Origin of the sequence: Bosea vestrisii (genome assembly GCF_030144325.1) — a bacterium.
Lineage (GTDB): Bacteria > Pseudomonadota > Alphaproteobacteria > Rhizobiales > Beijerinckiaceae > Allobosea > Allobosea vestrisii_A.
Genome location: NZ_CP126307.1, coordinates 3689960 through 3715667, shown reverse-complemented (window position 1 = coordinate 3715667; position 25708 = coordinate 3689960). Strand labels below are relative to the sequence as shown.

The window sequence follows — 25708 nt, the reverse complement described above, 5'->3', positions numbered from 1 at the left end:
AGCAGGTCTTTCGAGTTTGAACACGCGTCACGCCTATATCCGCGACGGAGCCGCGATCTATGAGCGCTCCTTCGCCATCATCCGGGCCGAATCCGACCTGTCGCGCTTCGAAGGCACAGCCGAGCGCGTGGTGGTCAGGATGATTCACGCCTGCGGCATGACCGACCTGCCCAGGGACGTGGTGATGTCGCCGGATTTCGCCGAGGCCGCCGCGGCGGCGCTGGCTGATGGCGCGCCGATCCTGTGCGATGCGCGCATGGTTGCCGACGGCATCACCCGCGCGCGCCTGCCGGCGAAGAACGAGGTGGTCTGCACGCTTCCCGATCCGTCCGTGCCGAAGCTCGCCGAAGGGATGGGTACTACGCGCTCGGCCGCGGCGATGGAGCTGTGGCGCCCGCACCTTGCCGGCTCCGTCGTCGTCATCGGCAACGCGCCAACCTCGCTGTTCCGCCTGCTCGACATGCTCGACGAGGGCGCGCCGAAGCCGGCCGCCGTGATCGGCATTCCCGTTGGCTTCGTCGGCGCGGCGGAATCGAAGGAAGCACTGGCGCAGGACGGCCGCGTGCCCTTCCTCGTCGTGCATGGACGGCGCGGCGGCTCAGCCATGGCGGCGGCGGCCGTCAATGCGCTGGCGCAGGTGAAGGAGTGAGCGGCGTGAGCAACGAAGCGCCCCGCACCCTGCTCTACGGCGTCGGCCTCGGCCCCGGCGATCCCGACTACATGACCGTGCGCGCTCGCGACATCATCCTGAAGACGGACCGGCTGGTTCACTTCTGCAAGCGCGGCCGGCGTGGCAATGCCCGTGTCACGGCCGATGCGATCATCGCGCCGGATCCGGCCCGCGAGATCGAGCTCGCCTTCCCGGTGACGATCGAGGTGCCAGTCGAAGACGAGGGCTATACTGGCCCGATCGCCGCCTTCTACGACGAAGCCGCCGAGCAGCTCGCCGGCGAGATGGCGGCCGGCCGCAGCGTCGCCGTGCTCTGCGACGGCGATCCGTTCTTCTACGGCTCCTTCATGCATCTGTGGCGCCGCCTCGCCCATCGCTTCCCGACCGAGGTGGTGCCGGGCGTTACCGGCATGGCCGGCGCCTGGGCCCGCGCCGAGGCCCCGATCAGCTGGGGCGACGATGTGATGACGGTGGTGCCGGGCACGCTCGCCGAGGGCGAATTGACGCGCCGCCTAGCGGATACCGACGCAGCCGTGATCATGAAGCTCGGCCGCAACCTGCCCAAGGTGCGCCGCGCGCTGCAGGCGGCAGGGCTGTTCAACCGCGCCATCTATGTCGAGCGCGCCACCATGGCCGGGCAGGTGGTGACCCGCCTTGCCGAGAAGCCCGATGACGAGGCGCCCTATTTCTCGATGATCCTCGTCCCCGGCGAAGGGCGTCGGTTGTGAGCGGCTCGCTCGCCATCATCGGCCTCGGACCCGGCGAGGCGCGTTATCTCACGCCCTCGGCGTTGGCCGCGCTCGAGGCCGCCAGCGATCTCGTCGGCTACGGTCCCTATCTCGATCGCGTGCCGGCGCGTGAGGGCCAGACCAAGCATGCCTCCGACAACCGCGTCGAGATCGAGCGCGCCCGGCATGCGCTGATGCTGGCGGCGGAAGGCAAGGCGGTTGCGGTCGTTTCCGGCGGAGATCCCGGCGTCTTCGCCATGGCCGCGGCGGTGTTCGAGGCGCTTGAAGCGGGTGCGCCTGCGTGGCGCAAGCTTCAGATCACCGTCGAGCCCGGTATCACCGCCATGCTGGCGGCCGCGGCCAAGGCGGGTGCGCCGCTCGGCGGCGATTTCTGCGCGATCTCGCTCTCGGACAATCTCAAGCCCTGGGAGGTCGTAACCGCCCGGCTTACCGCGGCGCTATCAGCCGATTTCGTGATCTCGCTCTACAACCCGATCTCGAAGGCGCGGCCTTGGCAGCTCGGCAAGACGCTGGAGCTGGCGGCGACGATCCGTACGGCCGAGACGCCCGTGATCTTCGCCCGCGCCATCGGGCGCCCCGACGAGAGCCTGCGCATCCTGACGCTGGCCGAGGCCATTGCGGCAGCTGAGAGCGCCGACATGGCGACTTTGGTGATGATTGGCGCCAGCGCGACACGATTGATCGCCCGCGAGGGCGAGAGCCCGATCGTCTATACGCCGCGCTCGGTGACGAAGAGCCCCTGCGTCACCAGCCAGGGCAGGACCTGATCGATATGCTCGACAGTCTCGACCTCCGGCTTGGGCGGCCGCTCGACCATCACCACCGGAAGCCCGAGCCGACGCGCCGCAACCAGCTTGCCGAGCGTCATCGGTCCGCCGGCGTTCTTGCTGACGAGGACCTCGGTGCCTTCCTCCCGCATCAGCTTCTCTTCGGCATCGGCCTCGAACGGCCCGCGCTGCTGCAGGACCTTGGCATGCGGCAAAGGCAGATCGCCGACCGGCTCGATCACGCGGATCAGATATTCGTGCTGCGGGGCGGCGAAAAAGTGAGGCAGTTCGAGCCGGCCGATGGTCAGGAAGACCCGGCGCCGTTCGTCGCCGAGCGCCTCGACGGCAGCGTCGATGTCGGGCACGCATTTCCAGCGATCGCCGTTCTGCGGCTTCCAGGATTCGCGCCTGATCGCCAGCAGCGGCACGCCTTCCGCCTTGCACGCCGCTTCGGCATGATAAGGCATGATCGCGGCGAAGGGGTGGGTCGCGTCGATGACGGCGACGACGCCCTCGTCGAGGAGATATTGCCTGAGACCGGCGATGCCGCCGAAACCGCCGGTGCGGGTCGGCAAGGACAGAGGGCGCGGGTCGGAGGTATGACCTGCGAGCGAGATCACGGCGCGAATCTCGGGTGCCTGTTCAGCCAGGAGCTGATCGAGTGCAGCCGCTTCGCTGGTGCCGCCGAGGATGAGGACCGTCATGGAACAGTTTTCGCCTGAAACGACCAAACTGTCGAGCACGCCACCCGGCCCCTGGCTGTCGCTGGTCGGGCTCGGCGAGGATGGCCGCTCCGGCCTCTGCGCCGAAGCAGTGGCCGCGCTGGAAGGCGCCGAGATCGTCTTCGGCGGTGAGCGCCATCTCAAGCTGATCGGTGATGTGCCCGGTGAAGCCAGGCCGTGGCCGCAGCCCTTCCGCAACGCGCTGCCGGCGATTCTGGCCGAGAAAGGCCGCAATGTCTGCGTGCTCGCGACCAGCGACCCGTTCCATTACGGCATCGGCGCCGGGCTGACCAAGGCGGTGCCGGCCGCGGAGATGCGGGTCATTCCGCAGCTCTCCTCCTTCTCGATGGCCTGCACGCGGATGCGCTGGCCGCAGGAGGAATGCGGTCTGGTCTCGCTGCATGGCCGCGCCCTTCAGAGGATCATCCCTTTTCTCCAGCCGGGCGCGCGGGTTCTGGCGCTGTCCTGGGATGATTCGACGCCGCTCGCCGTCGCCCAGTTGATGAGCGCGCGCGGCTTCGGCGAGTGTTCGATCACCGTGCTGGAAACGATCGGCGGCCCGAACGAGCGCATCCGCGAGGCCCGCGCCGACGCGTTCGCGCTCGACGGCATCGTGCCGCTCAACCTGCTGGCGATCGAGGTGGTCGCCAGCCGTGATGCCCGCATATTGCCGCTGGCGACCGGGCTCTCCGACGACTGGTTCGAGCATGACGGCCAGCTCACCAAGGCCGATATCCGGGCGATCACGCTGTCGGCGCTGGCGCCGCGCGCCGGCGAACTGCTCTGGGATGTCGGCGCCGGCTCGGGCTCGGTCGGCATCGAATGGAGCCTGCGCCATCGCCACAACCGGGCAATCGCCTTCGAGGAGCGGCCGGAGCGCGCCGCCCGCATCGCCCGCAACCGCCTCGCGCTCGGCGCGCCGCCGCTCGAGGTCGTCGAGGGCAAGGCACCCGAGAGCTTCGCCGGCAAGGCCTCGCCGGACGCGGTCTTCATCGGCGGCGGGCTGACCGATCCCGGCGTCTTCGAAGCCGCCTTCGCTGCGCTGAAGCCGCGCGGGCGACTGGTCGCCAATGCCGTGACGATCGAGGGTGAAGCCAGGCTCGCCGCGCTGTTCTCGGCCCATGGCGGAGCCTTACGCCGCATCGGCGTCGCGCATCTCGACCCAATCGGGACGATGCATGGCTGGCGCGCCGCGATGGCGGTGACGCAATGGCGCGTGGTGAAGCCGTGAGCGGCATCACCGCCGGCATCGGGCTGCGCCCGGGCACGTCGGAGGCTGATATCGAGGCCTGCCTGACACAGACCCTGGCCGTCGCCGGCCTGCCGGCGGATGCAATAGGCCGCCTCGCAACCCTGGCCTCGCGCCAGGACGAGCCGGGCTTGGCCGCAGTCGCGCAGGCGCATGATCTCACTCTCGTCGCTATCCCCGACGAAGCACTCGCCGGCTTCGAGGCCGCCTGCGCCACCCGCTCGACAAGAATTTCCGGCCTCTACGGCGTCGGCTCGGTGGCCGAGGCAGCGGCGCTGGCTGCTGCCGGGCCGGGCGCCATCCTGATCCAGCCGCGCATCGCCACCGCCCGCGTCACTTGCGCCCTTGCCCGGGGCGCCGCGTGACCGTTCATTTCATCGGTGCTGGCCCCGGCGCGGTCGATCTCATCACCCTGCGCGGCCGCGAGCTGATCGGCGCCTGCCCGGTCTGCCTCTATGCGGGCTCGCTGATCCCCAAGGCGATGCTCGGCTGGTGCCCGCCGAGCGCGCGCGTCGTCGACACCGCCCCGCTCGACCTCGACGCGATCATCGCCGAGATCGAGGCCGCTAATGCCGAGGGCAAGGACGTCGCCCGGCTGCATTCCGGCGACATCTCGATCTGGAGCGCGACCGGCGAGCAGATGCGCCGGCTCGACCAGCTCGGCATCCCCTATGAGATCACCCCGGGCGTGCCGGCCTTCGCCGCCGCGGCGGCGGCGCTCAAGCGCGAACTGACGCTGCCCGGCGTCGCGCAATCGCTGGTACTGACGCGCACCTCCGGCCGTGCCTCGGCAATGCCGGAGAAAGAGACGCTCGCGACTTTCGCAGCCTCCGGCGCGACTCTCGCAATCCATCTCTCTATCCATGTCATCGAGCAGGTCGCTAGCGAGCTGACGCCCTTCTACGGCGCGGACTGCCCGGTCGCGATCGTCTTCCGCGCCTCCTGGCCTGAGGAACGCATCCTGCGCGGGCGACTTGCCGACATCGCTGATCGGGTGCGGGCGGCAGAGCTGGAGCGAACGGCGCTGATTCTGGTCGGTCCGGCGCTGGCGAGTGCCGACTTCAGCGAAAGCGCGCTGTACTCCACCGGCTATGACCGGCGCTTCCGACCGCGCGGAGGCCAGGAATGACCGCCAGAGGCCTGCTCATCGCCGCACCGCGCTCCGGCTCGGGCAAGACCACGGTCACGCTCGGACTGCAGCGGGCGCTCTCCCAGCGCGGCCTCAAGGTGCGTGGGCTGAAATGCGGGCCTGATTATATCGACCCGGCCTTCCACGCCGCCGCGACCGGGGCGCCCAGCGCCAATCTCGACAGCTATGCGATGCCGGATGTGCTGCTCGGCCAGATCGCCAATGAGGCGGCCGGGGCGGCAGACATCATCATCGCCGAAGGCTCGATGGGGCTGTTCGACGGCGTGCCCGGTCCCGATGGCCATACCGGCACGGGCGCCGACATCGCAGCGCTGCTAGGCTGGCCGGTGGTGCTGGTCATCGACGTCTCCGGCCAGGCGCAATCGGCGGGAGCGGTCGCGCTCGGCTGCATGCTCTACGACAAGCGCATCCGCGTCGCCGGCGTGATCCTCAACAAGGTCGCGAGCGAGCGCCACCGCCGCCTCGCCGCTGCGGGCATGGAGAAGATCGGCCTGCCCGTGTTCGGCGCGTTGCCGCGCGAGGCGAGCCTGATCCTGCCCGAGCGCCATCTCGGCCTTGTCCAGGCCGGCGAGACCGAGGACCTGCACCAGCGCCTTGATGCACTGGCCGACGCCCTCGCGGCCGCGATCGACCTCGACGCCGTCATCGCAGCTGCCGGCGCGACCGCTTTGCCGATTTCCACATATCCGACGATCCCGCTGCCTGTGCCGGGCAGGCGCCTCGCCATCGCCCGCGACGCCGCCTTCAGCTTCGTCTACCCGCATGTCGAGGCGGGTTGGCGGGCACTGGGGACCGAACTCGTACCGTTCTCGCCGCTCGCCGACGAGCCGCCACCAGAGGCCTGCGATGCCTGCTGGCTGCCGGGCGGCTATCCCGAATTGCATGCCGGCCGACTCGCCGGCGCGTCGCGCTTTCTCGGCGGACTGCGCGACTTCGCCCGGACCCGCCCGGTCCATGGCGAGTGCGGTGGCTACATGGTGCTGGGCCAGAGCCTGATCGATGCCGAGGGTGTCAGCCATGCCATGGCCGGGCTGCTCTCGGTCGAGACCAGCTTCGCCAAGCGGAAGATGAATCTCGGCTACCGCAATGCGGTTCTGATCGCCGACGGGCCGCTCGGCCGTGCCGGTGAAGGCTTGAGCGGGCACGAATTCCACTACGCGACGGTGATCTCGCAGGGCGAGGATCCGCCCTTCGCTGTGGTCACGGACCCGCATGGCTCGGCCCCAGCTCCGGACGGCAGCCGCCGCGGCCTGACCTCCGGCTCCTTCTTCCACGCGATAGCGGTGCGGGAAGGAACGTGAGCTTGCCGCCGATCTTCGACGACGGCTTCCAGGACAAGCTCGGCGAGCTCCTCGCCTGGCGCCGCGATGTCCGGCGCTTCAGGCGCGAGCCGGTACCGGAAGAGCTGCTGGCGAAGCTGCTCGATCTGATGCAGCTTTCGCCATCCGTCGGCTATTCGCAGCCCTGGCGCTGGCTGAGAGTCGACGATCCCGGTCAGCGCGCCGCCGTGCAGGCAAGCTTTTCGCGCTGCAATGCGCAAGCGCTGGCCGACTATGAGGGCGAGCGCGCCGCGCTCTATGCCCGCCTCAAACTCGAAGGCCTGCGCGAGGCGCCCCTGCAGTTCGCGGTGTTCTGCGACCGTGGCACCGCCCAGGGCCACGGCCTCGGCCGGCAGACCATGCCGGAGATGCTGGATTATTCGGTCGTCGCCGCGATCACGCAGTTCTGGCTCGCCGCCCGCGCCCACGGGCTCGGCCTCGGCTGGGTCTCGATCCTCGACCCCGCCGAGATCGCCGACATCGTTGGCGCCCCGTCCGAGTGGAAGCTGATCGGCTATCTCTGCCTCGGCTATCCCGAGGAAGAGCATGAGGTGCCGGAGCTCGTCCGCGCCGGCTGGGAGAGCGATCCGCGGCTCGCCGGGCGCAGCTAGCCTGCCCGGCTAAGTGCGCCGCGCAAGCCGAATGCCGTCAGGATGGCGAGCACCGCAGCGCCGCCGACCAGCCCGGCCGCCGAAGGCCAGCCCAACGCCTCGATGACACCGCCGATGGCGACCGGCCCGACGACCTGGCCGAGATTGCTGCCCTGCATCAGCAGGCCGACGACGACAGGGGTCAGCGCCGCCGTCGGCGCCAGCACCGGCGCGGAAGATAGCAATGTCGCGGGGATGATCCCGCCGACCATCGAGAACAGCACGCACAGCAGGAAGGTCGCGGAATCCGGCAGGAGGCCGAGGAAGATGCCGAGCGCGGACAGCCCCATCACCAGGCTGGCAAAGACGATCAGGCCGATGCGCGAGACACCGCGCGCCAGCAGCATACCGGCGGCGAGGTTACCGATGATGTTGACGGCGCTGGCGAGGGCACCGAGCACGCCAGCGGTTGCGAGCGAGACCTGCATGCGCTGCATCAGCAGCACCGGGAGGAAGCTGAACAGGGCAAAGAACATCAGAGCGTAAAGCGCAAAGGTGAGTGCGAGCAGCAGCGGGCCGCGCGCGCTCAGCACCGCGCCGGCATCGCCTGCCAGTGCTGCAAGGGAGGTGCGTCCGCCGCCGCCGACCTGCGGCACGGCGAGCAAGGTGAGCGCGATGGCGGCGACGGCAAGAGCGCCGGTGACCTGCCAGATCATGCGCCAGTCGGTGAGCCAGAGCCCGGCGAGCATGGCGAGCGCGATACCGGTCGGCATGAAGCAGCTCCACAGTGCCATGGCGATGTCGCGCTGCGCAGGGCTGGCGACGCGCTGGAGAATGGCCGGTCCGGCGATGGTGATCAGCAGGAAGCCAAAGCCTTCGAGCACGCGCGACGCCAGCAGCATCGGAAAGCGCGGCGCCGCCGAGCCCAGGAAGGCGCCGACCGCAACCGCGAGCAGGCCGAAGAGGAGGACGCGCCGCGCGCCGAGGCCGATAGCGAGCGTGCCGACCGGGATGCCGCCGACCATGCCGAGCACGGCGAAGATCGAGGCGAGCCAGCCGAGCGTCGCAAGGTCGAGCCCGAACTCGGCCTGGACCAGCGGCATCGCGATCGCAGCCTTGCCGACCTGCAGCGCCGCGACAATGCCGCCGGCGACGACGACCGTCACGGCAAGCCAATCGGTCCTGCTGGCTGGTTCCGCCGTGATCGTCGTCATGAACGAGGTCTCGCGATGATGGTCGGGACTTTGCGGTCGGTCATGGCCACTCCTCGCCGACGTACTGGCGTCGGTTCGAGATGTCGCTTCTTGCCGATCTCAGAAAGTGAGATAATTCGCATCAACTCGATCAAGGCAATCGATCATGCTGGATGCTCTCACGCTCGACCAGATGCGCATCTTCGCCACCGTGGTCGAAGTCGGCAGCTTCCGTTCGGCGGCGGCGCGGCTGTCGCGGGCGCAATCGGCGGTAAGCCACGCCATCGCCAATCTCGAGGGCCAACTTGGCCTTTCTCTGTTCGACCGCTCCGGCCATCGCCCCGCTTTGACGGCAGAGGGGCGGGCGCTGCTCACCGACATCAGGGAAGTCCTGCTGCGTGTCGGTGCGCTGAAGGCCCGCGCGCATGGCCTCAGCAAGGGTGTCGAGATCGAGCTCTCTCTGACGATCGACGTGCTGTTCCCCTCTCCGCTGATCGGCGCGGCGCTCGCCGGCTTGCGAAGGCGCTATCCTTCGGTCTCGATCCGGCTCGCCATCGAGCCGCTCGGGGGGCCGATCGCGGCGCTATTGGAGCGCCGCAGCGCGCTGGCGATCACCGTCGGCGAGAATTTCCGCGACCCACGTATCGCGATCGAAGCCCTGACCAGCATCGAGGCTATCGCGGTCGTCGCGGCGACGCACCCGCTCGCCCGGGCCTGTGCAGGACGGTCGCTGACTCGCTCCGAACTCGCCGAGCATCTCCAGATCGTGCAGATCGACCCGACGCCAATCTCGGGCGCGCAGGATTTCGGCGTGCTCTCGCCGCAGACCTGCCGCGTCACCGGGCAAGACACCAAGCATGCGATGATCCTGGCCGGGCTCGGCTGGGGCCGGCTGCCGCACTGGCTGATCGAGCGCGATCTCGCCGAGGGACGGCTGGTCAGGGTCGCGACCAGGGCGCTCGGCCGGAACGCCCAGCTCCCGGCCGAAGCCTATCTCGCCCACCGCCTCGACGAGGCGATGGGCCCGGCCGCCCGCGCCTTCGCCGAGGCGCTGGCGCGGCTCTGTGCGGAAGAGGTCAGACCGCGACCTTGAACGGCGCCTCGGTCTTGGCCTTGATCTCGTCGAGCGTCACGCCCTCGGCAAGCTCGATCAGGGTCATGCCGCCGCCGTTCTCCTCGATCGAGAAGACGCCGAGATCGGTGATCACCATGTCGACGACGCCGGCGCCGGTCAGCGGCAGGTCGCAGGCCTTGAGCAGCTTCGGCGATTCCGAGCCGTCCTTGTTCTTGGCGACATGCTCCATCACCACGACGACCTTCTTGACGCCGGCGACGAGGTCCATGGCGCCGCCCATGCCCTTCACCACCTTGCCGGGGATCATCCAGTTGGCGAGGTCGCCATTCTCCGCAACCTGCATGGCGCCGAGGATGGAGAGGTCGATATGGCCGCCGCGGATCATGCCGAACGAGTCGGCCGAGGAGAAATAGCTCGTCGTCGGCAGTTCGGTGATGGTCTGCTTGCCGGCATTGATCAGGTCGGGATCCTCCTCGCCCTCATAGGGGAAGGGCCCCATGCCGAGCATGCCGTTCTCCGACTGGAGCTGCACGCTCATGCCGTCGGGGATGTAGTTCGAGACGAGCGTCGGGATGCCGATGCCGAGGTTGACGTAGAATCCGTCCTTCAGCTCCTCGGCGGCGCGAGCGGCGATCTGTTCACGGGTCCAGGCCATGTGCTGATCTCTTTCTCAAACCGTTTCGCGCTTGCGCACGGTGCGCTGCTCGATGCGCTTTGCCGGATTGGCGACGTGCACGATGCGCTTCACGAAGATGCCGGGCGTATGGATCTGGTCGGGGTCGATCTCGCCGGCGGGGACGAGATGCTCGACCTGGGCGACGGTGAGGCGCGAGGCCGAGGCCATCATCGGATTGAAGTTCCGCGCCGTCTTCCGGTAGACGAGGTTGCCCTCGGTATCGCCCTTCCAGGCGTGGACAATCGAGATGTCAGCGAAGAGGCCGCGCTCCATGATGTAGCGCTCGCCGTCGAATTGGCGCTCCTCCTTGCCCTCGGCGATTAGCGTGCCGACGCCGGTCTTGGTGAAGAAGGCCGGGATGCCGGCGCCGCCGGCGCGGATACGCTCGGCCAGGGTGCCCTGCGGGTTGAATTCGAGCTCGAGCTGGCCGGAAAGGTACTGCTCGGCGAAGAGCTTGTTCTCGCCGACATAGGAACTGATCATCTTACGGATCTGGCGTGTCTCGAGCAGGACGCCGAGGCCGGCGCCGTCGACGCCGGCATTGTTCGAGATGAAGGTCAGGTCCCTGGCGCCGGATTCGCGGATCGCCTCGATCAGCGTATCGGGAATGCCGCAGAGGCCGAAACCGCCGGCCATGATGGTCATGCCGTCCTTGACGGCGCCGGCGAGTGCCGCCTTGGCGTCGGGATAAACCTTCTTCATCGGGATGCCTTCATCGCTGGGTGGGGAGGCTCGAAAACAACTAGCCGAGCGCGTGGTGCGGTTGCAACATGCAGCGCTGACGCGCCCCTCGTGTGATCATGCGCCGCCAAGAGCCTCCCGGGCGGCACATGACAGCCCGGCCCGGCCGATGCTACCAAACTGCGCGTCCCGCCTTCCGGAGCCAAGCCCTTGCCCGCCTCCCGCTCCATCCTGCTGATCATTGGCGGCGGCATCGCCGCCTATAAGTGCCTGGAGTTGATCCGGCGCCTGAAGGATCACGGCATCGCCTGCCGCTGCATCCTGACCAGAGCGGGCGAGCAGTTCGTCACGCCGCTCGCGGTCTCCTCACTCGCCGGCGAAAAATGCTTCACCGACCTGTTCTCGCTAACCGACGAGGCCGATATCGGCCATATCGCGCTGTCGCGCTCGACCGACCTCTTGGTCGTCGCGCCCGCAACCGCCGATCTGCTCGCCAAGATGGCGAACGGCCATGCCGATGACCTTGCCTCCACCGCGCTCCTCGCCACCGATAAGCGCATCCTGGTCGCCCCGGCGATGAATCCGCGGATGTGGGAGCACCCGGCGACGCGGCGCAACATGGCGACACTGCAGAAGGATGGCGTCCTCGTGGTCGGGCCGAATTCCGGCGCCATGGCCGAGCGTGGCGAGAGCGGGCCCGGCCGCATGGCCGAGCCGCACGAGCTGCTGGCGGCGATCGAACTGGCGCTCGCTGGCGATACCCGCCATCCGCCCTCGATCGGCTTCCTCGGCCGTTTGCCGGGTGGCGCGCCTGCGGGCCCGAAGCCGCTGGCGGGCAAGCGCGTGCTTGTCACCTCCGGGCCGACGCATGAGCCGATCGACCCGGTGCGCTACATCGCCAACCGCTCCTCAGGGAAGCAGGGCCATGCCATCGCGGCAGCGGCGGCAGCAGCTGGTGCGGAGGTGACGCTGATCTCCGGCCCGGTGACCATTGCCGATCCCGCCGGGGTCACCACCGTGCATGTCGAGAGCGCCCGCGACATGCTGGCGGCTACGGAAGCGGCGCTGCCGGCGGATCTTGCGATCTTCGCCGCCGCCGTCGCCGACTGGCGTACCGCCGACTCCGCCGGCCAGAAGATGAAGAAGGACGGCAGCAAGCCGCCGAGCCTCGCTCTGGTCGAGAATCCCGACATCCTCGCCACCATCGCAGCGCGCGAAATCGACCGTCCTGCTCTCGTCGTCGGCTTCGCGGCCGAGACGCAGAACGTCGTCGATTATGCCCGCGCCAAGCTGGCCAGGAAGGGCTGCGACCTGATCGTCGCCAATGATGTCGGCGGCACCGGCGTGATGGGCGGCGACGCCAACACCGTCCATTTGGTCAGCGCCGACAGCGTCGAGACCTGGCCGACGCTGCCCAAGGCTGAAGTCGCGACGCGCCTCGTCGCCCATTTCGCCGACCTTCTGACGAAAAAGGGCTGAACCCGATGGCGACGCTCCACATAAGGCGCCTGCCGCACGCGCATGACCTGCCGTTACCAGCCTACGAGACCGCCGGCGCCGCCGGGCTCGATCTGCGCGCCGCCCTGCCCGACGGGCCGCTTCGGCTGGAGCCGGGCACGCGCCTGCTTGTGCCGACCGGGCTCGTGCTCGAATTGCCAGCAGGAACCGAAGGCCAGGTCAGGCCCCGCTCGGGTCTGGCCCTGCGCCATGGCGTCACCCTGCTCAACACGCCGGGGACGATCGACGCGGACTATCGCGGCGAGGTCAAGGTCATCCTGATCAATCACGGCCAGGAAGCCTTCATCGTCGCGCATGGCGACCGCATCGCCCAGCTCGTCATCGCTGCCGTACTTCAGGCCGAGATCGTCGAGGTCGAGGAGCTAAGCGAAACCACGCGCGGCAGGGGGGCTTCGGCTCGACCGGGGTGAACGACACCGCGCCACGACAGGCGGCCGGAGCCAAGGCATGATCCAGCTCTCGCGCCGCAGCCTGCTCGCCGTCACCGCCGTGGTCGATATCGCCCTGCATGCCCGCCCCACCCCGGTCGCGGCCAAGGCGCTCGCAGCCCGGCACGAATTGCCGCCGCGCCATCTCGAGACCGTCCTGCAGGCGCTGGTCCGGGTCGGGATCCTCAAGGGCGTGCGCGGCCCGCGCGGCGGCTACGAGCTCGCCAGGGAACGCCGCCGCATCACCGCCGGCGAGATCGTGCGCGCCGCGATGCAGGCCAATGCCGACGAAACCCTGCCGCCGCTGCCGCGTTCCGCCCTGGTGGACGCCGTGGTCGACCCGATGATGCAGCAGGCCATGGATGCCTGGCTCGCCAAGCTAGACGCGATCAGCGTCGCCGACCTCTGCCGCGAGGCCGAGGAGCGCTCTGCGACCGGAAAACCTCCGGTCGACACGGATTTCACGATTTGATCTGTTAAATTACTCATTCCTCGACAGATTCTGTGATTTGATGCTAGCGTGAGCTCCAGTTCACAAGCCTAGATCAGTAAGGGAGGCCGCCATGGCCGATGCAGCGCAGAAGCCCGCCCATGTCCCCGGCCGCGGCCGCGTCTACGATTCGATCACCGACACGATCGGCGACACCCCGCTGGTACGCCTGAACCGCCTGCCGGCCGAGCGCGGCGTTCAGGCGACGATCCTGGCCAAGCTCGAATTCTTCAACCCGATCTCCAGCGTCAAGGACCGCATCGGCGTCTCGATGATCGACGCGCTCGAAGCCTCGGGCGCGCTCAAGCCGGGCGGTACGCTGATCGAGCCGACCTCGGGCAATACCGGCATCGCGCTCGCCTTCGTCGCCGCCGCGCGCGGCTATCGGCTGATCTTGGTCATGCCCGAGACGATGTCGCTGGAACGCCGCAAGATGCTGGCCTTCCTCGGCGCCGAGCTCGTGCTGACGCCCGGCCCTGGCGGCATGCGCGGCGCCGTCGCCAAGGCCGAGGAGCTCAAGAACGAGATTCCGGGCTCGCTCATCCCGCAGCAGTTCGAGAACCCGTCGAATCCGGCGATCCATCGCAAGACCACGGCCGAGGAGATCTGGAACGACACCAATGGCGCGGTCGACATCGTCATCTCCGGCGTCGGCACCGGCGGCACCATCACCGGCGTCGGCCAGGTGCTGAAGGCGAAGAAGTCCTCGGTGAAGATGGTGGCGGTCGAGCCGGAGGATTCGCCGGTCCTGTCGGGCGGCCAGCCCGGCCCGCACAAGATCCAGGGCATCGGCGCCGGCTTCGTGCCGGGCATCCTCGACCGGAGCGTCATCGACGAGGTCGTCACCGTCGGCAACCAGACCGCCTTCGAGACCGCCCGCGCGCTCGCCAAGGCCGAGGGCATCCCGGCCGGTATCTCCTCGGGCGCGGCGGTCGCGGCGGCGCTGGAGGTCGGCGCCCGCCCGGAGAACGCCGGCAAGACGATCGTGGTGATCATCCCCTCCTTCGCCGAGCGCTACATCTCCAGCGCGCTGTTCGAGGGTCTGTGACACCAGCGAACCTGCAGATCGTCCGGCTGAGCGAAGCCCTGCCGGACGAGCTGCCTGCCTTACAGGCCGAGGCGGCAGCCGAGGGCTACCGCTTCGTGGAAGGCATTCTGGAAGAGTGGGATGCCGGCCGCTATCTGGCCGGAGACGACCGCAACGCGCTCTTCGCGCTCTATTGCGGCGGCGCCTTGGCGGCGATCGGAGCGGTGACGCCCGATCCCTATGACCCGGCGCCCGATCTGCTGCGCATCCGCCATGTCTATGTCCGGCCGGGCGACCGGCGCGCGGGCGTCGGCCGTTCACTCGCCAGCGCGCTGATCCAGCAGGGGTTGGCGCTGGCGCCGCGCCTGTCGCTCAACGCCGCCGATGCCGGCGCCGCCGCCTTCTGGGAAGCGATGGGCTTCCAGCCGGATGCCGGTGGGACGCGCCGGACCCATCTACTGATGCGCTGAGCCTCTCAGGGCCGGAGCGTGATCCGGTTACCCCAGGGATCGACGACCGATCCGGCATCGCCACCAGCGGCCGCCATGCGCCGGCTCAGCGCGGCATGAGCTTCCGCATCGCGCGCGACCAACTCGAAGCTCGACAAGCCCGCCTCATTGTCCCGGCGAGGGCCGGCGCCGCGGCTGTGCCAGGTATTAGCGGCGATGTGGTGGTGATAGCCGCCGGTCGCCATGAAGCTCGCGCCGGGATAATGCACCGTCACCTCGAAGCCGAGCGCATCGCGATAGAAGCCCTCGGCCTGCGCGACGTCACCGACGCGCAGATGGACATGGCCCATCACGGTACCTTCAGGCATGCCGGAATAGGCGCGCCCGTCTGCATCCCGCAGGAGCGCGTCAAGATCGAGCCGCTCGGTCGCCATCTTGAGCCGGCCGCCGTCGAGACGCGGCCATTCGGGACGGCTGCGGTCGCGATAGATCTCGATGCCGTTGCCCTCGGGGTCGGAGAGATAGAGCGCCTCGCTGACGAGGTGGTTCGAGGCACCTTCGAGCGGCACGGATGTCTGCGCGGCATGCTGCAGCCAGTTGCCGAGATCGCGGCGCGAGGGCAGCAGGATCGCCATATGGAACAGCCCTGCGGCCGAAGACGGATGCTGCGCGCCGGCTTCGAGCTTCACAAGCGGCTCACCGCCGGCGCCGAGCATGGCGCGCTCTGCGTCCTGCTCGATGACCGAAAGCCCGATCGCATCGCGATAGAAGGCCGTCAGCCCGGCAAGGTCGCGTACACGCAGGCTCACCGCGCCGATATGGACGGGAGCGTCGAGCGCCTCGTTCCGGATAGGGTGGGCCAAAGCCTCAGTGGCTGCGGACATGGGACTGCTCCAAACTTGCGGGCGGCAACGCCGCCTAAGAGCAAGATGGGGCTTTCAGCCGCGCTTGTCGTCCCCTCGCCGGGCAAATCCGATATTGCGCTGCCGCAATCTAACCGAGCCGGCGCTGCGAAGAGAGAAGCGACGAAGCAATGACGGCCAAGCCGTCAGGCGCGCTCCGCCAGCGCCCGCGCGATCGCGGCGCGGAATTCGGGGATGCCGAGCCCCTTCTCACTGGAGGTCAGCAGCACCTCGGGGAAGGCGGCCGGACGGCGCTTGATCTCGTCATGGGTCGCCTCGGCCATGAAAGTCTGGTCGGCCTGCTTCAGCGCATCGCCCTTGGTCAGCACGACCTGATAGCTGACGGCGGCCTTGTCGAGCGTCTCCAGCACGGCGCCGTCGACATCCTTGATGCCGTGACGGGCGTCGATCAGCACATAGACCCGCATCAGGTTGGCGCGGCCGCGCAGATAATCGTGGATCAACCGCGTCCAGGCTGCGACCTTCTCCTTGCCGACGGCGGCATAGCCATAGCCCGGCATGTCGACGATGGTCAGGCGCTCGTCATGGTCGACCTGGCGGAAGAAGTTGAGCTGCTGGGTGCGGCCCGGCGTATGCGATGTCCGCGCCAGGGCGTTGCGGCGGGTCAGCGCGTTGATCAGGCTCGACTTGCCGACATTGGAGCGGCCGGCGAAGGCGATCTCGTGGCCGACCATGGGCGGCAGGTCGTCGATCTTGGTCGAGGCCCAGACGAAGTCCCACGGCCCCTCGAACAATTTTCGGGCGGATTCGAGTTCTTCGGCGCTGAACGGCGTGGTCTGATCTGAGGTCATGGCCCCTGCCTACACGGCCGAGCGCAGCGCGTCGATGTCCGCACCGGCGATCAATGGCAGGTTGCGGGCGATCTTCTCGGGCTCCCAGTCCCACCAGCGGATCTCGAGCAGCGCCGCGACCACCTCCGGCGGGAAGCGCATCTTCACGACGCGGCCGGGATTGCCGACGACGACCGCATAAGGCGGCACGTCGCGCGCGACCTGGGCCCGCGTGCCGATGATCGCGCCGTCGCCGACCGTGACGCCCGGCATGATCACCGCCTCGCGGCCGATCCAGACATCGTTGCCGATCACCGTATCGCCGCGCAGGGCCAGGCCGTCACGGGTGAAATCAGGCACGTTCTCGAAGCCGAACATGCCGAACGGATAGGTCGAGAAGCCGCCCATCGGGTGGTTGGCGCCGTTCATGATGAACTGCGCCGCCTGGGCGATGGCGACGAACTTGCCGATGATCAACCGGTCGCCGATGAAGTCGAAATGATAGCGCACGCAGCGGGCGAGAAAATGCTCGGGACCGCGCGAGTCATCGTAATAGGAGTAGTCGCCGACTTCGACGAGCGGGTGGTCGACGACGGCCTTGAGGAAGGCCGTGCCCTTCCAGCCGGCGATCGGATGGCGGGTTTTCGGATCTGGAAGAGGCATGGCGCGGCACTAAGCACATCGCCACCATCAGGGACAAGCCGCGAAGCGGCGCAAATCCGGCAGCAAACGCAAAACGCCGGAGCCTCGAGGGGCATCCGGCGTTCAAAGTCGTTGCAGTCGGGGCTCTCGCCCCGCCACTTCACTTCTTGTTGCTGTTCGCCGGCTTGGGCGCGGTTACCGCGCCAGCCGCGGCAGGTTTCTTGCTGAACATGCCCTTGATATTGTCCCAGAGTTCGATCTTGACGCCGTGCTTCCTCATGATGAAGCCCTGCTGCGTCACCGAGAGCAGGTTGTTCCAGGTCCAGTAGATCACCAGGCCGGCCGGGAACGAGCCGAGCAGGAAGGTGAAGAACACCGGCATCCAGGTGAACATCATCTTCTGGACCGGATCCGGCGGCTCCGGGTTCATCTTCATCTGCACGAACATCGTCACGCCCATCAGGATCGGCCAGATGCCGAGATGCAGCATGGCGGGCGGCGTGAACGGCAGGGCGCCGAACAGGTTGAAGAGATTGGTCGGGTCCGGCGCGGCAAGGTCGCGGATCCAGCCATAGAACGGCGCGTGCCGCATCTCGATGGTGATGAACAGGATCTTGTAGAGCGCGAAGAAGACCGGGATCTGCACCAGCACCGGCCAGCAGCCGGCGAGCGGATTGATCTTCTGCGTCTTGTACAGCTCCATCAACGCCTGCTGCTGCTTCATCTTGTCGTCAGCATAGCGTTCGCGGATCGCCACCATCTCGGGCTGGACCGCCTTCATCTTCGCCATCGAGGCGTAGGACTTGCTGGCGAGCGGGAAGAATAGGCCCTTCAGCAGGACGGTCACGACCAGGATCGCGATGCCGAAATTGCCGACATGCTTGTAGACCCAGTCCATCACGTAAAACATCGGCTTCGTGATGAAATAGAACCAGCCCCAGTCAATCATCAGCTCGAAGCGCTTGATGCCCTGGTTCTTTTCATAGCCGTCGATCGCCGCGACTTCCTTGGCGCCAGCGAACAGACGCGATGAAGCGCTCACCGAAGCACCCGGCGCGACACTGACCGCTTCGCCGAGGAAATCGGCCTGGTAGGTGCGCACCGACCCGGTCTGCACCGAGGAGTAGCGACCTTCGTACTTCTTGCTCTGGTCCGGGATCGCGGCCGCGGCCCAGTACTTGTCGGTGATGCCGACGAAGCCACCAACGACGTCCTTCCAGGCCTTGCCATGCGTCGCCGAGCCGAGCGCCGGCTCCTTGTCGATGGTGTCGTAGGTGTATTCCTGCAGGCCCTGCTCGCCGAGCGAGCCGATCATGCCCTCGTGCAGCACGTAGTAGCCTAGCGTCGCCGGCTTGCCGACGCGTACGACCTGACCATAGGGGTAGAGCGAAACGGCATTTGCACCCTTGTTTTCGACCTCGTCGCGGATCGAGAACATCGCATTGTCGTCGACCGCGATGGTACGCTTGAAGAGCAGGCCCTGGCCGTTGTCCCAGGTCAGCGTCACCGGCTTGGCCGAGGTCAGGACCTCGCTGTCGGCGCTCCAGACCGTGGTGGCGTTCGGTAGCGGGACGGCAGCGCCCGGCCCCGCGACCCAGCCGAAATCGGAATAATAGGCGTTCGGCCCACCGGCCGGCGAGAGCAGCACGATGATCGGGCTTTTCGGGTCGACCGTCTCGCGATAAGCCTTGAGCGAGATGTCGTCGATGCGCGCGCCTGTCAGCGAGAGCGAGCCGGCGATCTTGGGCGTGTCGATCCTGAGGCGCGGGCCGGCGGCGAGCGCCGCCTCGCGGGTCGCAGCGGCCGGCGCGGCCGTGACTGGCGCCTGGCCGGGCTGCGCGGGCGCTGTACCCGGGACAGTGCCGGGAGCAGCCGGAGTGCCAGGAGGCTGGGCCGCCTGCTGGCCAGGCGCTTGCTGGCTCTGCGTCTGCTGGTTCTGCTGCGCGATCTGCTTCTGCTTCTCGGCCTGCGGCATGCCGTAGAAATATTGCCAGCCGAGCAGCACGACGACCGAGAGGGTGATCGCCAGCAGCAGGTTGCGGTTGTCTTCTTTCATGATCATCGTCTGAAAACGGTCTCGCTGGCTGCCCTGGCGGGCGTCTATGAGGCGGGGCGCGAAGGGGAGCGCCGATCGGGACGGCGCTTGCCGCCGCTCGGGCGGGCGCGGTCGAGCGCGACCGCGATATCATCGACCATGGCCCTGAACGCGGCGTTCACGGTTTCGGGTCGGGCGACGATCACAAGATCGTAGGGCTTGCCGGTCTGCTCCGCCAGAGCAAGCGCAGCGGCGGCGCGCAGGCGGCGGCGGATGCGGTTGCGCACCACGGCGTTGCCGGTCTTGCGCGAGGCGGTCAGCCCGAGGCGCAGGCCCTCCTGGGCCGGCTTGTCGAGCACCTGCGCGGTGAAGGCGGACGAACGAAAACGGCGGCCGTGCTCGGCCGCCGCGAGAAAGTCCTTGCGTTGCGTCAGACGGGCGAGGCGCATGGCGATTGGCCAGTCTTCCGGAACGGGCGCGCCAGACCCGCGCGCCTTGAGCTCATCAGGCCGACAGGCGCTTGCGGCCGTGGGCGCGACGGGCGGCAATGACCTTGCGGCCGCCCTTGGTCGCCATACGGGCGCGGTAGCCGTGGCGACGCTTACGCACCAGCTTGCTGGGTTGATAGGTTCTCTTCACGGTCCGTCTCCGGGGCCTTGATCGGCAGGGCGAGCGCAGCCTTCAGAGAAAGCCGATGCCAGCCAGGCCTGTCGTGCAAAAAAAGGGTCCGCGCCGCCCGGTAGGCAGCGCAGGTGGCGGGCTTATGGCGGATGGGACTGCCCGAGTCAATGCCGAAACGCCTGTGCCGGACCGTCGCAGCGGCGCCTTCCATCGCGGACTTGCGCTCGCGCGCCAAAGCAACGATATAGCCGGCGGGAGGTTGGCGAGGGACGTCTCACTCGCCAACCCGGTCAGGTCCGGAAGGAAGCAGCCGTAACGAGACCGAACGGGTCTTCGTCCAACCTCCTACTTCTGCGCAAATCTGTCTTCGCGCATGTGCGCGAGCCGCGCCTCCCTCATATTCCTGACGCATTCGCGCCCGCCCATGACAGAGTGGCGTTGACCGGCGCGCCGCGATTGGCGAAAGCAGGGGCATGACCGACGAGACCGTCCCCGCCGACGAGCCGGGTTTTCCCGGCATGGCTCCAGCGCCTGCCCCGGCCGCAGCGCCCGCGGGCTACCGCGTTCTGGCGCGGAAGTACCGACCCGCGCATTTCGGCGACCTGATCGGCCAGGACGCCATGGTCAGGACGTTGACCAATGCCTTCGCGGCGGGCCGCATTCCGCAGGCCTGGATGCTGACCGGCGTGCGCGGTGTCGGCAAGACCACGACGGCACGCATCCTGGCCCGCGCCCTGAACTACCAGAACGCCGACGGCAGCGGCGCCCCGACCACCGATCTCACGCAGTTCGGCGTACATTGTCAGGCGATCGTCGAGGGCCGGCACATCGACGTAATGGAGATCGACGCCGCCTCGAACAATGGCGTCGACAATGTCCGCCAGATCAACGACGCCGTGCGCTACGCCCCGACCAGCGCGCGCTACAAGGTCTACATCATCGACGAGGTCCACATGCTCTCGGGAGGCGCCTTCAACGCCTTCCTGAAGACGCTGGAGGAGCCGCCGCCGCACGCCAAGTTCATCTTCGCCACCACCGAGATCCGCAAGGTTCCGGTCACGGTGCTGTCGCGCTGCCAGCGCTTCGACCTGCGCCGCGTCGATGCGGCATTGCTGGTCGGGCATCTCGACAAGATCTGCCGGGCCGAGGGCATCGAGGCCGAGGAAGAGGCGCTCGCCGCCGTGGCGCGGGCCGCAGAGGGCTCGGTGCGCGATTCGCTCTCGATCCTCGACCAGGCCATCGCCCATGCCGGCGGCAGGATCACGCTCGACGAGGTCCGCAGCATGCTCGGTCTCTCCGACCGGGCGCGCGTCATCGACCTGTTCGAGCTCGTGATGAAGGGCGACATCGCCGCAGCGCTGACCGAGCTTCGGGCGCAGTACGACGCCGGTGCCGACCCTGCGGTCGTGCTCTCCGACCTCGCCGAATTCAGTCATCTGGTCACCCGCCTCAAACTCGTGCCGGATGCCGCCAAGGACAACAGCCTCTCCCAGGCCGAACGGGTGCGCGGCGCCGATTTCGCCCAGCGCCTGTCGATCCGCGTGCTGGCGCGAGCCTGGCAGATGCTGCTGAAGGCGATCGGCGAAGTCCGCCAGGCCGACCGGCCGGTGCTGGCGGCCGAGATGGCGCTGGTACGCCTTGCCCATGCCGCCGACCTGCCGACGCCGGACGAAGCACTCAGGATGCTCCGCGACGGCGGCGGCAGCCTGGGCGGCAACGGCTCCCCCGCTCCGCGCCCGCCCTCTGGTGGTGGTGCAACCGCGCTCGCGGCCCGCCCGGTGCTCGCCAGTGCCAATCCCATGCCTGTCGCGCAGCCGCGCGCCAGCGCCCTGCCACAGCCGCAGAACCTGGAAGATCTGGTCGCGCTCGCCTCGCGCCAGCGCGACATCACCATGAAGCTCGCACTGGAGCGCGACATCAGGCTGGTGCGCTTCGAACAGGGCCGGATCGAGTTCGCGCTGGCCGAGAGCGGCAACCGCCTTCTCGCCAATGATCTGTCGAAGCGGCTGAAGGAATGGACCGGCCAGACCTGGCTGGTCGCCGTCGTCAACGCCGAGGGAACGGCGACCTTGCGCGAGCAGGCGGCGGCCGCGCGTGACAAGCGCGAGAACGATGCGGCCAGCCACCCCGCCGTGCGCGCCGTGCTGGAACGCTTCCCGGGCGCGCGCATCGTCGATGTCCGCGACCCCCGCGAACCGGAGGCGGAGACACCGGCCACGGCAGCGGGCGGCGACGAGGATTTGCCCGAGGCCGAGCCGCTCTTCGACGACAGCGAGCCCGATTTCGAGGGCGTCGAGTTCTGGGCCGACAATTGAACACGAAGGGAGCGCCGCCATGCGCGACATGATGGGCCTGATGAAGCAGGCGCAGGACATGCAGAAGAAGATGGCCGACATGCAGGCCGAGCTCGAGACGCTCGAATTCGAGGGCTCGGCCGGCGGCGGCCTGGTCAAGGTGGTGATGACCGCCAAGAACGTGCTGAAATCGGTGAAGATCGACCCGAGCCTGATGGTACAGGGCGAAGAGGAGATCCTCGAGGATCTCGTCCTCTCCGCCAGCAACGATGCCCGCAACAAGGCCGAACGTTCGGTGCAGGAGCGAATGGCCGAGGTCACCCGCGGCCTGCCGATCCCGCCCGGCATGAAGCTGTTCTGAGCTGGCTCTAGTGTCATGCTCGGGCTTGGCCCGAGTATCCCCCACAGCCCTCTTCGTTCCGAGATGGTCGGCTCGAGGCCGGCCATGACGCCCAGAGACCCATGTCCCGCACCATTGCCGGCCCCGAGATCGAGCGCCTGATCCAGCTCCTGGCCAAGCTGCCGGGCCTTGGCCCGCGCTCGGCAAGGCGCGCTGCGCTCCATCTCGTCAAGAAGCGGGAGCAGTTGCTCGGCCCGCTGGCAGAAGCGATGGCGGTGGCGCGCGAGCGCATCGTCGTTTGCTCGACCTGCGGCAATGTCGACACCAGCGATCCCTGCGGGCTCTGCCGTGATCCGCGCCGCGACGACAGCCTGATCGTCGTCGTCGCCGATATCGCCGATCTCTGGGCGCTGGAGCGCTCGGGCGCGGTCGGCGGACGCTACCACGTGCTCGGCGGCGTGCTCTCGGCGCTCGACGGTATCCGGCCAGAAAACCTCTCGCTCGATGCGCTGGTGGCGCGGGCCTCGGATCCAGCGGTGAAGGAAGTGATCCTCGCGTTAAATGCCACGGTCGAGGGCCAGACCACAGCGCATTTCATCACCGACCTGCTGGCGCATCTTGAGGTCAAGGTGACCAAGCTCGCCCATGGCGTGCCTGTTGGCGGCGAACTCGACTATCTCGACGACGGCACGCTGGCGGCAGCGATCCGCCAACGGACGGGCTTTTAAGATCGTCTCAATCGTCCCAGGGGGAGGCGCTCTTGCAGCGGTAGCCTACGAAGCATTGCGGCGTATCGCGAGCGGGCACCCAGGCTGGATAGGTGGTCTCGTCGAACTGGCAGAAGCCTCGGTGAGCCACGAAGCGGTCATAGGTGTAGCCGCCGGTGCCAAGCACGATCGCGCCATTGGCGATGACGCTCTGGCGGTTGGCAGCGCAACTGCGCTCCAGGGATTGCGGCCGCCCCTGGGCGAACGCCGCGCCAGTGAGGCCGAGGGCGAAAAGAGTGATCAGGACCCGGGTCATCTTTCGCCTCCGCTGCGTTAAGCCTGTTCCCATTGTAACATGCCTGCGCCGCTCGCGTTCCCGCTTTGCCTTGACGCCGCCGCGGGCTTCCGCCATCGCTCACCCCGTCGTGCTCGGGCTTGTCCCGAGCATCCACGTCTTCCCCTTTTCATCCACGTCACAAGACGTGGATGGTCGGCACGAGGCCGACCATGACGAGAGAGAGCCGCTCCATGTCCCTGACCGATCTCGCCGCCACCATCGACGCCGCCTGGGAGAACCGGGCCGAGATCGGCATCAACACCAAGGGCGCGGTCCGCGATGCGGTCGGGCAGGCAATCGAGCTGCTCGATTCCGGACAAGCCCGCGTCGCCGAGAAGGTCGGCGGGGAGTGGGTCACGAATCAGTGGCTGAAGAAAGCGGTGCTGCTCTCCTTCCGCCTCGCCGACAATGAGGTGATGGCGCACGGCCCCGGCGAAGGCGTGTTCTGGGACAAGGTACCATCGAAGTTCGCCGGCTGGGGTGAGAACCGCTTCCGCGCCGCCGGCTTCCGCATCGTACCGCCAGCCGCCGCCCGCAAGGGCTCCTATCTCGGGCCGAACGTCATCCTGATGCCGTCCTTCGTGAACATCGGCGCCTATGTCGATTCCGGCACGATGGTCGACACCTGGGCGACTGTCGGCTCCTGTGCCCAGATCGGCAAGAACGTGCATTTGTCGGGCGGCGTCGGCATCGGCGGCGTGCTCGAGCCGCTGCAGGCCAACCCGACCATCATCGAGGACAACTGCTTCATCGGCGCCCGCTCCGAGGTGGTCGAGGGCGTCGTCGTTGGCGAGGGCTCGGTGCTCGCCATGGGCGTCTTCATCTCGGCGACCACCAAGATCGTCGACCGCGCCACCGGCCAGGTCCATGTCGGCAAGGTGCCGCCCTATTCGGTCGTCGTCGCCGGCTCGCTGCCGGGCAAGCCGCTGAACGACGGCACGCCCGGCCCCTCGCTCTACTGCGCTGTGATCGTCAAGACGGTCGATGCCCAGACCCGCGCCAAGACCGGCATCAACGAATTGTTGCGCGACTGAACCCAACGAGGCGGAGCCCATGAAGGCCCTCCTGAGCGCCGCTGCCCTCTCGATCTTCACCCTTTCCGCGCAGCAGGTGCGTGCCGAGCCGGTCAACCTGACGCTGAAGCTCGTCGACGAAGCCGGCAAGCCGATCACCGGCCAAGCGCTCCGGGTCGTGCTCGGTTCGGAGGCCGAGGCCAGCGCGCCGGGAGCAGGCCAAAATCTGTCGACCGACATGAGCGGTGTCGTGCGCCTGACCGCCGAGGCGACGATCGACCGCCGCAGCGTCTCCTCGACAAGCGCCTTCGCCCGTCATCCCGCAGAGCATCTTGTGATCGGCGTCGAGCTCGATCTGATCGGCCGGCGCGCGCTCTATCGCGTCAGGCTCGACCAGACCAAAGCGGGCACGGTCGGCCAGATCAACGCCTTCCTGCCCGGCGCCGGCGGCCGCTTCGACCAGCCGTTGACCTTCCACGCGGACACGCAGAGCTGGAGCCTGCCCGACGATCCGGCCGGACTGCGCCTGACTGGTATCGGCGCCGAACTCAAGGCGCACAGCATGGAAGGCTCGACCGAAACTGGTCGCAGGGTCGCGCTCACCATCGCCAAGCAGGCCTTCAAGCGGCGGTAGCTGGCGCCAGAACGGCACCAGCATCCGGGCTATGCCTGCACTTATACGCCAGGGATCGGGTTCGGCGTCGGCTCGGTCGAGGCCGGCGCCAGTTCCGGCCGCTGCGCTGCCGGCGAGGCGGCGAGCGCGTCGCGCAGCTTCTGCTCCTGCGAATGGTCGAGCGAGGTCTTCAGCACGACACCGCCGGTGCCCTTCAAGGCTTCGAGCACTTTGTCGCCGGTCATCTTCTGGATCAGCACGAAGAGCGCGGCATTGCCCGGCTGCAGATTGGTGGCGAGCTCCTTCATGAAGCCGTCATTGACGCCGTAATCGGTGAGCGCCCCGCCGAGCGCCCCGGAGGCGGCGCCGATCGCCGCGCCGAAGACCGGCATCAGGAAGATCGCGCCGATCAGCAGGCCCCAGAAGCCGCCCGAGGCGGCGCCAAGCGCGGTGGTGTTGAGCAGCTGGTTGAGCTTGATCTTGCCGCCGTCGTGCATCACCGCGATCGCGGCATCGCTGATCTGGATCAGGTATTCCTTTTGCAGGCCGATGATCTTCTGCCGCATTTCCTCGGCCTTGGCCTCAGTCGGATAGACGATGACGACGAGATCGGACATGGCGCACTCCTTTGGCATGACAGCTCAAGCTGCCGCCGCTCTG

The 25708-nt window shown here is 68.0% G+C and carries 30 protein-coding genes, 1 other RNA gene and 1 pseudogene; 20 read left to right on the top strand and 12 right to left on the bottom strand.

Features of this window, described 5'->3' with window-relative positions; genetic code table 11:
• Positions 1-16 precede the first annotated feature (16 nt).
• The 3 genes from QO058_RS18390 to cobJ are packed head-to-tail and all read left to right on the top strand — an operon-like array spanning position 17 to position 2186.
• Positions 17-649 carry a precorrin-8X methylmutase gene (locus tag QO058_RS18390; RefSeq protein ID WP_284167713.1) on the top strand — a complete coding sequence of 211 codons (633 nt, stop codon included), beginning with the start codon at positions 17-19 and terminating at the stop codon, positions 647-649.
• A gap of 5 nt (positions 650-654) precedes the next feature.
• Entirely contained in the window at positions 655-1398 is a 744-nt protein-coding gene (locus QO058_RS18385) for a precorrin-2 C(20)-methyltransferase (RefSeq protein WP_284167712.1), read from the top strand.
• The gene (cobJ, locus tag QO058_RS18380; protein ID WP_284167711.1) at positions 1395-2186 is read left to right on the top strand and encodes a precorrin-3B C(17)-methyltransferase; all 792 of its coding nucleotides are present in this window, start codon (positions 1395-1397) and stop codon (positions 2184-2186) included. The genes QO058_RS18385 and cobJ overlap by 4 nt, the downstream gene beginning before the upstream one ends.
• On the opposite strand, the gene QO058_RS18375 is transcribed toward cobJ, so the two are convergent.
• A complete protein-coding gene (locus QO058_RS18375) occupies positions 2129-2890 on the bottom strand; it encodes a cobalt-precorrin-6A reductase (RefSeq protein ID WP_284167710.1) in 762 nt (253 codons plus the stop codon). The genes cobJ and QO058_RS18375 overlap by 58 nt on opposite strands.
• Between QO058_RS18375 and cbiE the strand changes: the two genes are divergently transcribed.
• The 5 genes from cbiE to bluB are packed head-to-tail and all read left to right on the top strand — an operon-like array spanning position 2889 to position 7237.
• A complete protein-coding gene (gene cbiE / locus QO058_RS18370) occupies positions 2889-4139 on the top strand; it encodes a precorrin-6y C5,15-methyltransferase (decarboxylating) subunit CbiE (protein ID WP_284167709.1) in 1251 nt (416 codons plus the stop codon). The two genes, QO058_RS18375 and cbiE, sit on opposite strands and share 2 nt — an antisense overlap.
• Entirely contained in the window at positions 4136-4522 is a 387-nt protein-coding gene (locus tag QO058_RS18365; RefSeq protein WP_284167708.1) for a cobalamin biosynthesis protein, read from the top strand. The genes cbiE and QO058_RS18365 overlap by 4 nt, the downstream gene beginning before the upstream one ends.
• On the top strand, positions 4519-5286 hold the full coding sequence (gene cobM, locus QO058_RS18360) for a precorrin-4 C(11)-methyltransferase (protein ID WP_284167707.1): 768 nt from the start codon (positions 4519-4521) through the stop codon (positions 5284-5286). The genes QO058_RS18365 and cobM overlap by 4 nt, the downstream gene beginning before the upstream one ends.
• On the top strand, positions 5283-6608 hold the full coding sequence (locus QO058_RS18355) for a cobyrinate a,c-diamide synthase (protein WP_284167706.1): 1326 nt from the start codon (positions 5283-5285) through the stop codon (positions 6606-6608). Before cobM ends, QO058_RS18355 begins: the two co-directional genes overlap by 4 nt.
• Positions 6605-7237 carry a 5,6-dimethylbenzimidazole synthase gene (gene bluB, locus QO058_RS18350; protein WP_284167705.1) on the top strand — a complete coding sequence of 211 codons (633 nt, stop codon included), beginning with the start codon at positions 6605-6607 and terminating at the stop codon, positions 7235-7237. The genes QO058_RS18355 and bluB overlap by 4 nt, the downstream gene beginning before the upstream one ends.
• Here the strand turns inward: bluB and QO058_RS18345 are convergent.
• Positions 7234-8430 carry an MFS transporter gene (locus tag QO058_RS18345; RefSeq protein ID WP_284167704.1) on the bottom strand — a complete coding sequence of 399 codons (1197 nt, stop codon included), beginning with the start codon at positions 8428-8430 and terminating at the stop codon, positions 7234-7236. The two genes, bluB and QO058_RS18345, sit on opposite strands and share 4 nt — an antisense overlap.
• Positions 8431-8575: 145 nt before the next feature.
• Between QO058_RS18345 and QO058_RS18340 the strand changes: the two genes are divergently transcribed.
• Complete coding sequence (locus QO058_RS18340; RefSeq protein WP_284167703.1) at positions 8576-9502, top strand: LysR family transcriptional regulator; 927 nt, start codon at positions 8576-8578, stop codon at positions 9500-9502.
• Here the strand turns inward: QO058_RS18340 and QO058_RS18335 are convergent.
• Positions 9486-10139 carry a 3-oxoacid CoA-transferase subunit B gene (locus QO058_RS18335; RefSeq protein ID WP_284167702.1) on the bottom strand — a complete coding sequence of 218 codons (654 nt, stop codon included), beginning with the start codon at positions 10137-10139 and terminating at the stop codon, positions 9486-9488. The two genes, QO058_RS18340 and QO058_RS18335, sit on opposite strands and share 17 nt — an antisense overlap.
• A 15-nt stretch (positions 10140-10154) precedes the next feature.
• On the bottom strand, positions 10155-10862 hold the full coding sequence (locus QO058_RS18330) for a CoA transferase subunit A (protein ID WP_284167701.1): 708 nt from the start codon (positions 10860-10862) through the stop codon (positions 10155-10157).
• A 189-nt stretch (positions 10863-11051) separates the two neighbouring features.
• On the opposite strand from QO058_RS18330, the gene QO058_RS18325 reads away from it, so the two are divergent.
• The 5 genes and pseudogenes from QO058_RS18325 to QO058_RS18305 all read left to right on the top strand — a co-directional run bounded on the left by QO058_RS18325 (position 11052) and on the right by QO058_RS18305 (position 14774).
• Positions 11052-12320: a phosphopantothenoylcysteine decarboxylase domain-containing protein gene (locus QO058_RS18325; protein WP_284167700.1), complete on the top strand. Its 1269-nt coding sequence runs from the start codon at positions 11052-11054 to the stop codon at positions 12318-12320.
• A gap of 5 nt (positions 12321-12325) precedes the next feature.
• Positions 12326-12810, top strand: a pseudogene (gene dut / locus QO058_RS18320) (dUTP diphosphatase).
• Positions 12807-13259: an RrF2 family transcriptional regulator gene (locus tag QO058_RS18315; RefSeq protein ID WP_284167699.1), complete on the top strand. Its 453-nt coding sequence runs from the start codon at positions 12807-12809 to the stop codon at positions 13257-13259. Before dut ends, QO058_RS18315 begins: the two are co-directional and overlap by 4 nt.
• A 91-nt stretch (positions 13260-13350) precedes the next feature.
• Positions 13351-14325 (top strand): cysteine synthase A, encoded by a 975-nt coding sequence (gene cysK / locus QO058_RS18310; protein ID WP_284167698.1) that lies wholly within the window; start codon positions 13351-13353, stop codon positions 14323-14325.
• Positions 14322-14774, top strand: a complete 453-nt coding sequence (locus QO058_RS18305) for a GNAT family N-acetyltransferase (RefSeq protein WP_284167696.1) — start codon at positions 14322-14324, stop codon at positions 14772-14774. The genes cysK and QO058_RS18305 overlap by 4 nt, the downstream gene beginning before the upstream one ends.
• A 5-nt stretch (positions 14775-14779) precedes the next feature.
• On the opposite strand, the gene QO058_RS18300 is transcribed toward QO058_RS18305, so the two are convergent.
• The 6 genes from QO058_RS18300 to rpmH form a co-directional block, all read right to left on the bottom strand.
• On the bottom strand, positions 14780-15637 hold the full coding sequence (locus QO058_RS18300; protein ID WP_284167695.1) for a VOC family protein: 858 nt from the start codon (positions 15635-15637) through the stop codon (positions 14780-14782).
• Between the two features lie 164 nt (positions 15638-15801).
• Positions 15802-16467 carry a ribosome biogenesis GTP-binding protein YihA/YsxC gene (gene yihA / locus QO058_RS18295; RefSeq protein WP_284167694.1) on the bottom strand — a complete coding sequence of 222 codons (666 nt, stop codon included), beginning with the start codon at positions 16465-16467 and terminating at the stop codon, positions 15802-15804.
• 9 nt (positions 16468-16476) lie between these two features.
• Complete coding sequence (locus QO058_RS18290) at positions 16477-17109, bottom strand: CatB-related O-acetyltransferase (RefSeq protein ID WP_284167693.1); 633 nt, start codon at positions 17107-17109, stop codon at positions 16477-16479.
• Positions 17110-17248: 139 nt separating this feature from the next.
• On the bottom strand, positions 17249-19144 hold the full coding sequence (gene yidC / locus QO058_RS18285) for a membrane protein insertase YidC (protein ID WP_284167692.1): 1896 nt from the start codon (positions 19142-19144) through the stop codon (positions 17249-17251).
• 44 nt (positions 19145-19188) lie between these two features.
• A complete protein-coding gene (gene rnpA, locus QO058_RS18280; protein WP_284167691.1) occupies positions 19189-19572 on the bottom strand; it encodes a ribonuclease P protein component in 384 nt (127 codons plus the stop codon).
• 55 nt (positions 19573-19627) lie between these two features.
• Positions 19628-19762, bottom strand: coding sequence for a 50S ribosomal protein L34 (rpmH, locus tag QO058_RS18275; RefSeq protein ID WP_038364779.1), 135 nt, complete (start codon positions 19760-19762; stop codon positions 19628-19630).
• A gap of 235 nt (positions 19763-19997) precedes the next feature.
• Here rpmH and ffs point away from each other — a divergent pair.
• The 4 genes from ffs (at position 19998) to recR (ending at position 23106) form a co-directional block, all read left to right on the top strand.
• Positions 19998-20094, top strand: an RNA gene (gene ffs / locus QO058_RS18270) — signal recognition particle sRNA small type.
• A 123-nt stretch (positions 20095-20217) separates the two neighbouring features.
• Positions 20218-22059, top strand: a complete 1842-nt coding sequence (locus QO058_RS18265) for a DNA polymerase III subunit gamma/tau (RefSeq protein ID WP_284167690.1) — start codon at positions 20218-20220, stop codon at positions 22057-22059.
• A gap of 19 nt (positions 22060-22078) precedes the next feature.
• Positions 22079-22399 carry a YbaB/EbfC family nucleoid-associated protein gene (locus QO058_RS18260; protein WP_284167689.1) on the top strand — a complete coding sequence of 107 codons (321 nt, stop codon included), beginning with the start codon at positions 22079-22081 and terminating at the stop codon, positions 22397-22399.
• Positions 22400-22500: 101 nt separating this feature from the next.
• Positions 22501-23106 carry a recombination mediator RecR gene (gene recR / locus QO058_RS18255; protein WP_284167688.1) on the top strand — a complete coding sequence of 202 codons (606 nt, stop codon included), beginning with the start codon at positions 22501-22503 and terminating at the stop codon, positions 23104-23106.
• A gap of 7 nt (positions 23107-23113) precedes the next feature.
• Here the strand turns inward: recR and QO058_RS18250 are convergent, their stop codons facing one another.
• The gene (locus tag QO058_RS18250; RefSeq protein WP_284167687.1) at positions 23114-23401 is read right to left on the bottom strand and encodes a hypothetical protein; all 288 of its coding nucleotides are present in this window, start codon (positions 23399-23401) and stop codon (positions 23114-23116) included.
• Positions 23402-23613: 212 nt separating this feature from the next.
• Between QO058_RS18250 and dapD the strand changes: the two genes are divergently transcribed.
• Positions 23614-24456 carry a 2,3,4,5-tetrahydropyridine-2,6-dicarboxylate N-succinyltransferase gene (dapD, locus tag QO058_RS18245; RefSeq protein WP_284167686.1) on the top strand — a complete coding sequence of 281 codons (843 nt, stop codon included), beginning with the start codon at positions 23614-23616 and terminating at the stop codon, positions 24454-24456.
• Positions 24457-24475: 19 nt separating this feature from the next.
• Positions 24476-25069, top strand: a complete 594-nt coding sequence (locus QO058_RS18240; protein ID WP_284167685.1) for a hypothetical protein — start codon at positions 24476-24478, stop codon at positions 25067-25069.
• A 41-nt stretch (positions 25070-25110) separates the two neighbouring features.
• On the opposite strand, the gene QO058_RS18235 is transcribed toward QO058_RS18240, so the two are convergent.
• Positions 25111-25665, bottom strand: coding sequence for a DUF1269 domain-containing protein (locus QO058_RS18235; protein ID WP_284167684.1), 555 nt, complete (start codon positions 25663-25665; stop codon positions 25111-25113).
• Positions 25666-25708 lie beyond the last annotated feature (43 nt).